The sequence below is a fragment of the Mesorhizobium sp. M7A.F.Ca.US.006.04.2.1 genome (genome assembly GCF_004022915.1).
Classification (GTDB): Bacteria; Pseudomonadota; Alphaproteobacteria; order Rhizobiales; family Rhizobiaceae; genus Mesorhizobium; species Mesorhizobium ciceri.
This window is the reverse complement of sequence record NZ_RZQA01000402.1, coordinates 1-5,675: the sequence shown is the minus strand read 5'-3', so window position 1 is coordinate 5,675 and position 5,675 is coordinate 1. Positions and strand designations below refer to the sequence as shown.

Here is a 5,675-nt window from a genome sequence, read left to right as displayed (position 1 = left end):
GGGCCCGCCGTATCGGCGCCAAGTTCCCGCAGCATCCGCACCAGACTGTCGCCCGCCAGATCGGCGCCGATTACGGAAACGGGGACAGCGGCAGCGCCGAGCGAAACGATGTTGGCCACGACATTGCCGGCGCCGCCCATGGTCGAGGTCTCGCCGCGCCCATGCAGCACCGGGATCGGCGCTTCCGGCGAGATCCGCTCAATGACGCCGTTGACGAAACGATCGAGGATGAAGTCGCCGACCACCAGCACGGTGGCCTGGCCGAACCGCGCAATGGCGCGGTGCAATGGTTCTGGAGAAGGCGGATTGTGCTTGATCATGTCACTGGCAACGCGAGGGTAAGGCAAATCTCAATCGTGATGAAAATTGTCAATTTACGGGCCGGATCGTTCATGCCTGCCGATATACCGCAAATCCACGCAGCGCAACGTCAGGACATGACCCGCGACTGTCCGATGCGTCAGCTCTTCTGCAGGGCAACATGGACGCCCAGCCCGACCAGCACCGCCCCTCCCGCCCGCTGCATCAGCCGCTGGGCGCGGCTCGAACGCCGCAGGCGGCCGATCACGGCGCCCGCCAGGAACACGCAGACGATATCGGCCGAGGAGAACATCAGATTGACTATCGTGCCGAGCACGACGAACTGCAGCCAGACCGGAAACGCCGCCGAGGCGTCGATGAATTGCGGCAGGAACGCCATGAAGAAGATCGCTGTCTTCGGATTGAGCACCTCGACGGTGATGCTCTCGAAAAAGGCGCGCCGCGCCGATTTGCGCTCGATGGCAGGCAGCGCCGCATCGCCGTCCGTGCGCTTGCGAAACAGCGAGATGCCAAGCCAGATCAGATAGAGCGCACCGACCAGCTTGACCGCCAGGTAGAGCGTCGGCACGGCATGAAACAGCACCGACAGCCCGGCGGCCGCGGCGAAAACATGCACGTAGCCGCCCAGATGAATGCCCAGCGCCGCCGTCAGGCCGGACCAGCGGCCGCGCGCCATCGTCTGCGCGGCGGCATAGAGCATGGCCGGGCCTGGAATGTAGGCGAAGATCGCTGTGGTGGCGAAAAACGCGATGAGCAGTTCGGTCGATGGCATTTTTGGTCCCTCACGATCGTGCTCTGCCCTGTCGATTCAGTCCGCGCGCGGGATTGCTTTGGACTGACCCGTGCGGACAACCGCAGTAAAAGCGAACATAATTTTCTTGTGAAATGACGGGCTGAACGCGCCAATTCGCGCACCCGGCTCGAAATAGGCCGACGCTTCCAGGATATCATGATTGTACTCATCGACCATGACCCAAAGGGGCATAGGATCGAGGCCCGCACGGTGGCGTTCAATTTCCGGGATGCTGACTGCAACGCGATCACGACCCGGCTGTGTGGAAGTGATTGCAAGTATGAAGAGGTTGGTACCCCCGGCTTTCCCAGGAAGGACAGCCACAAAGGCCACAGGCCGTGACTTCCGGCCTTCGGTCTCGCCGTCTCCGTGTTGGCGATGCCAAAAATATGGATATCGCCAGACGTCCGCAGCAGCGGGTTTAATCACGGTCCAATTCCGCGGCGTACTCCTCGAGCATCTCGACATGTTCGGTCGGGGCGTCCTTCGCAGCGTAGACGCGGCGGCTGTCGTTGCCGAAGCGCGCTTCGTAGGCCTCGATGCTCATCAGGACGTATCTCGGCTTGTTGTGGCGAGTGATGGAGACCGGCTGCTGGCTGGCAGCTGCAAGCACATCTCCAAGATTCTGTTTCAGATCGGTCGACGGATAGTTTTTCATGGGATACCCTGTTTTGTCCATAATAGACAAAATGGACAAAACAGACAAGCGCATAAAATGGCAGGACAGGCGCATGCACCTGGCTTTGTCGACAGCCCGGCTAGCCTCCCCTATAAGGACCGGAATCGCAAAGCAACCAGAGGTCCTTCATGATCATCGTCACGGGCGGCGCCGGCATGATCGGCTCCAACATCGTCGCCGCGCTGAATGCCGAAGGGCATGACGACATCCTCGTCGTCGACGACCTTACCGACGGTCACAAGATCGTCAATCTTGCCGATCTCAAGATCGCCGACTATCTCGACAAGGACGATTTCCTGCCCCGCATGGAGGCCGGCTCGCTCGGCCGCATCGAGGCCGTGTTCCACCAGGGCGCCTGCTCGACCACCACCGAGTGGAACGGCAAATTCATGATGGAGGTGAATTACGCCTTCTCGAAACGGTTGCTGCATGCAAGCCAGACTTTGCGCGTGCCTTTCCTTTATGCCTCCTCGGCTTCCGTCTATGGCGGCGGCTCGGAGTTCCTCGAGGAACCCGCGTTGGAACGGCCGCTCAACGTATACGCCTATTCCAAGAAGCTGTTCGACGACTATGTCAGGCGAACCGTGTTCGCCGGGCAGGCCGACCATTCACAGGTCGTAGGCTTGCGCTACTTCAACGTCTATGGCCCGCGCGAAGCGCACAAGGGCGCCATGGCTTCCGTCGCCCTCCATCTGTTCAACCAGGTCGAGCGAGGCGAGAACCCGAAACTGTTCGGCGCCTATGACGGGTTCGGACCCGGCGAACAAAGCCGTGACTTCATCCATGTCGGCGATGTCGCCGACGTCAATCTGTGGCTGTGGAAACGGGGCTCAAGCGGCATCTTCAATTGCGGCACCGGCCGTGCCCAGCCCTTCCGCGCCATCGCCGAAACGGTGATCGACACGTTGGGTAAAGGGGAGATTGAATTCATCCCCTTTCCCGACCATCTCAAGGGCAGCTACCAGAGCTTTACGCAAGCTGATATGTCCCGTTTGCGCGCGGCCGGTTACAATGGCCAATTCCGGACAGTGGAAACCGGTGTCAGAGACTATGTCGAATGGCTGAAAGCCCAACGATCCTCGTGATCGGCCCACGCTGGGTGGGCGACATGGTGATGGCGCAGTGCCTGTTTTCGGCGCTGAAGGAGTTGCATCCCAACGCCGCCATCGATGTGCTGGCTCCGGCCTGGGCAGCACCCCTGGTCAAGCGCATGCCCGAAATCCGCCAGCAGATCGATTTTCCGCTCAAACCCGGCGCGCTCGAATTCACCCATCGCCGCCGCTTCGGCCGCCTGCTGCGCGGCCGCTACGACATGGCCTATATCCTGCCGGGCAGCTGGAAGTCGGCGCTGATTCCGTTCTTTGCCCGCATTCCGCGCCGTGTCGGCAATCTGCGCGAGATGCGCTATGGCCTGCTGACCGACATCGTGCCATTGCCCGACAGCATCAAACGACGCACCGCGCAGGCCTATTTCGGCCTTGCCCAAGGCGGCAGTTTCCGGGCGCCACGGCTTAGCGTGGACACGAAAAACCAGGTCGACCTGCTCGGCCGTTTCGGGCTGGCGCCGCAGAAATTCGTGGCCCTGATGCCCGGTGCGGAATTCGGCCCTGCCAAGCGCTGGCCCAGCGAAAGCTATGCCGGGCTTGCCAGCGGTTTCATGGGCAAAGGCTTGAAGGTTGCGCTGTTCGGCTCGAAGAACGACCGCGACGTGACGGCGGAGATCGCAGCCCTGGTCCCCGGCGTCGTCGACCTCGCCGGACAGACGCGGCTGGAGGACGCCATCGACCTGATATCCGCCGCCAGGCTGGCTGTGTCCAATGACAGCGGACTGATGCATGTCGCGGCCGCCGTCGGCACGCCGATCGTCGCCGTCTACGGCTCGACCTCGCCCGAAAACACGCCACCGCTGGCGGAGCGCCGCGAGCTGGTCTGGCTCGGCCTGTCGTGCTCGCCCTGCCACCAGAAGGTCTGTCCGCTCGGCCACCTCAACTGCCTGAAGACGCTGGAAGTCGGCCAGGTCGCGGCAGCGGCGGACCGGCTGCTGGAAATTCCGGCCGCGGCATGAAGGTGCTGATCGTCAAGACGTCGTCGATGGGCGATGTCATCCACACCTTTCCGGCGGTCGAGGATGCCCGTCGCCACCGCCCGGACCTGACCTTCGACTGGTGCGTCGAAGAGGCATTCGCCGGAATCGTCGCGCTTCACCCGGCGATCGACAAGATTCATACGGTGGCGATCCGGCGCTGGCGCAAGGCGCTGCTTGACGGCGCCACCTGGCGCGAGGCGGCCGCCCTGCGCCGCACCTTGCGCAATTGCCGCTACGATCTGGTCATCGACGCGCAAGGCCTGCTGAAATCGGCCCTGGTGGCAAGACAGGCGGGCTCACCCATTGCCGGCTTCGACCGTTCGAGCGCGCGCGAACCCTCAGCGACGCTGTTCTACGATGCCACGTATGCCGTCCCGCGCGACCTCCACGCCATCGAACGGACGCGGCGGTTGTTTGGCCTGGCGCTCGCCTATCAACCCGATCTTTCGACGCTGGACTCCGGCATCGTGCCGCCCGCCGGCACCCTGGCGGGCACTTCTGGAAAAACCGCCTTCCTGCTGCACGGAACCAGCCGCGAAGACAAGAAATGGCCGGCCGAAGACTGGATCGGAACCGCCCGCCTCCTGATTGAGCGGGGGATGACGCCGGTCACGACCTGGTCGAACGAGCGTGAGAAAACCGTAGCCGAGGCAATCGCAGGCGCCGTGCCGTCAACGATCGTGGTACCGAAATCGCCGCTGTCCGAAATCGCCGCGACTATCGGCGGCTCGACGCTGGTTATCGGCGCCGACACCGGGCTGACCCATCTTGCCAGTGCCTTTGGCCTGCCGACGGTCGCAATTTTCCTGGCAACAGAGCCGGGTCTGACCGGCCCGCGCGGACGCTACGCATCGACACTGCTGGCCTCGCATGGGGGGCGTGTTGTGCCGGTGGAGGTAGTGGCGGAAGCAGAAAAGCTATTGGCACTTAAACTACAAGCGCCGGCATAGGACCTTTCAGAATTCGCTCTGGCGAGTCGAATAGCGTGGTTCTTCGAGAACCGGAGCGGCGCGTACTTAAAGTACGTGAGCACCGGAAGCGCAGAAAACCGCCCGCGCATGACCCCGAAAATCGTGATTGATTTTCGGAAAGGGATCATGCGCTAACTGAAAATCCTACAGCGTCCTTTGCGCGTCCGAGAGGACGCGCGGCGCTGTAGTCGGCCGCCAGAGTAGAATTATCAAAGGTCCTAGATGAACTGCACCTGGACGATCTCATACCCCCTGGCGCCGCCAGGCGCGTTGACCTCGATGGCATCGCCGACTTCCTTGCCGATGAGCGCACGCGCGATCGGCGAGGAGATCGAGATGCGGCCGGACTTCACGTCCGCCTCCTGGTCGCCGACGATCCGGTAGGTCTTCTTTTCCTCGGTGTCCTCGTCGACCAGCACCACGGTGGCGCCGAACTTGATCTTGTCGCCGCTGAGCTTGCTGACGTCGATCACCTCGGCGCGCGCAATATAATCTTCAAGCTCGTTGACGCGGCCCTCGTTGAGGCTCTGCGCCTCTTTGGCGGCATGATATTCGGCATTTTCGGACAGGTCGCCATGCGAGCGCGCTTCGGAGATCGCCTCGATGATGCGCGGCCGCTCTTCCTGCTGGCGCCAGCGCAGTTCTTCCTTCAATGACGCGAACCCCTCGCCTGTCATCGGGACCTTGTTCATGATGCCTGCCTTTCCTGCTGCCACCCCCGCGTATCGGGGAAAGCCTTGTCGATGGGTACAAAAAGAAAACGGGTCCGGCAGCCTCGAGCTTACGGAACCGTTTCACCGCAATTTCCCTGAATATAGCAATGTC

The 5,675-nt window shown here is 62.2% G+C and carries 8 protein-coding genes; 3 read left to right on the top strand and 5 right to left on the bottom strand.

Annotation, left to right across the window (positions count from 1 at the left end; genetic code table 11):
• The 4 genes from EN925_RS20710 to EN925_RS20695 form a co-directional block, all read right to left on the bottom strand.
• A partial coding sequence (locus EN925_RS20710) for a PfkB family carbohydrate kinase (RefSeq protein WP_245487254.1) occupies positions 1–320 on the bottom strand: 320 nt, incomplete at its 3' end.
• Positions 321–460: 140 nt separating this feature from the next.
• On the bottom strand, positions 461–1,093 hold the full coding sequence (locus EN925_RS20705; RefSeq protein ID WP_127368153.1) for a LysE family translocator: 633 nt from the start codon (positions 1,091–1,093) through the stop codon (positions 461–463).
• 36 nt (positions 1,094–1,129) lie between these two features.
• Entirely contained in the window at positions 1,130–1,543 is a 414-nt protein-coding gene (locus EN925_RS20700; RefSeq protein WP_245460886.1) for a hypothetical protein, read from the bottom strand.
• Positions 1,536–1,772, bottom strand: a complete 237-nt coding sequence (locus EN925_RS20695) for a type II toxin-antitoxin system Phd/YefM family antitoxin (protein WP_024504156.1) — start codon at positions 1,770–1,772, stop codon at positions 1,536–1,538. Before EN925_RS20695 ends, EN925_RS20700 begins: the two co-directional genes overlap by 8 nt.
• Positions 1,773–1,921: 149 nt before the next feature.
• On the opposite strand from EN925_RS20695, the gene rfaD reads away from it, so the two are divergent.
• From rfaD to waaC, 3 genes are read left to right on the top strand one after another with little or no spacing between them, the layout of a single operon-like run.
• Positions 1,922–2,878: an ADP-glyceromanno-heptose 6-epimerase gene (gene rfaD, locus EN925_RS20690; protein ID WP_127368152.1), complete on the top strand. Its 957-nt coding sequence runs from the start codon at positions 1,922–1,924 to the stop codon at positions 2,876–2,878.
• On the top strand, positions 2,851–3,858 hold the full coding sequence (gene waaF / locus EN925_RS20685) for a lipopolysaccharide heptosyltransferase II (RefSeq protein WP_127368151.1): 1,008 nt from the start codon (positions 2,851–2,853) through the stop codon (positions 3,856–3,858). The genes rfaD and waaF overlap by 28 nt, the downstream gene beginning before the upstream one ends.
• Complete coding sequence (gene waaC, locus EN925_RS20680; RefSeq protein ID WP_024504158.1) at positions 3,855–4,829, top strand: lipopolysaccharide heptosyltransferase I; 975 nt, start codon at positions 3,855–3,857, stop codon at positions 4,827–4,829. Before waaF ends, waaC begins: the two co-directional genes overlap by 4 nt.
• A 239-nt stretch (positions 4,830–5,068) precedes the next feature.
• Here the strand turns inward: waaC and greA are convergent, their stop codons facing one another.
• Positions 5,069–5,542 carry a transcription elongation factor GreA gene (gene greA, locus EN925_RS20675; RefSeq protein WP_013530066.1) on the bottom strand — a complete coding sequence of 158 codons (474 nt, stop codon included), beginning with the start codon at positions 5,540–5,542 and terminating at the stop codon, positions 5,069–5,071.
• Positions 5,543–5,675: the final 133 nt, after the last annotated feature.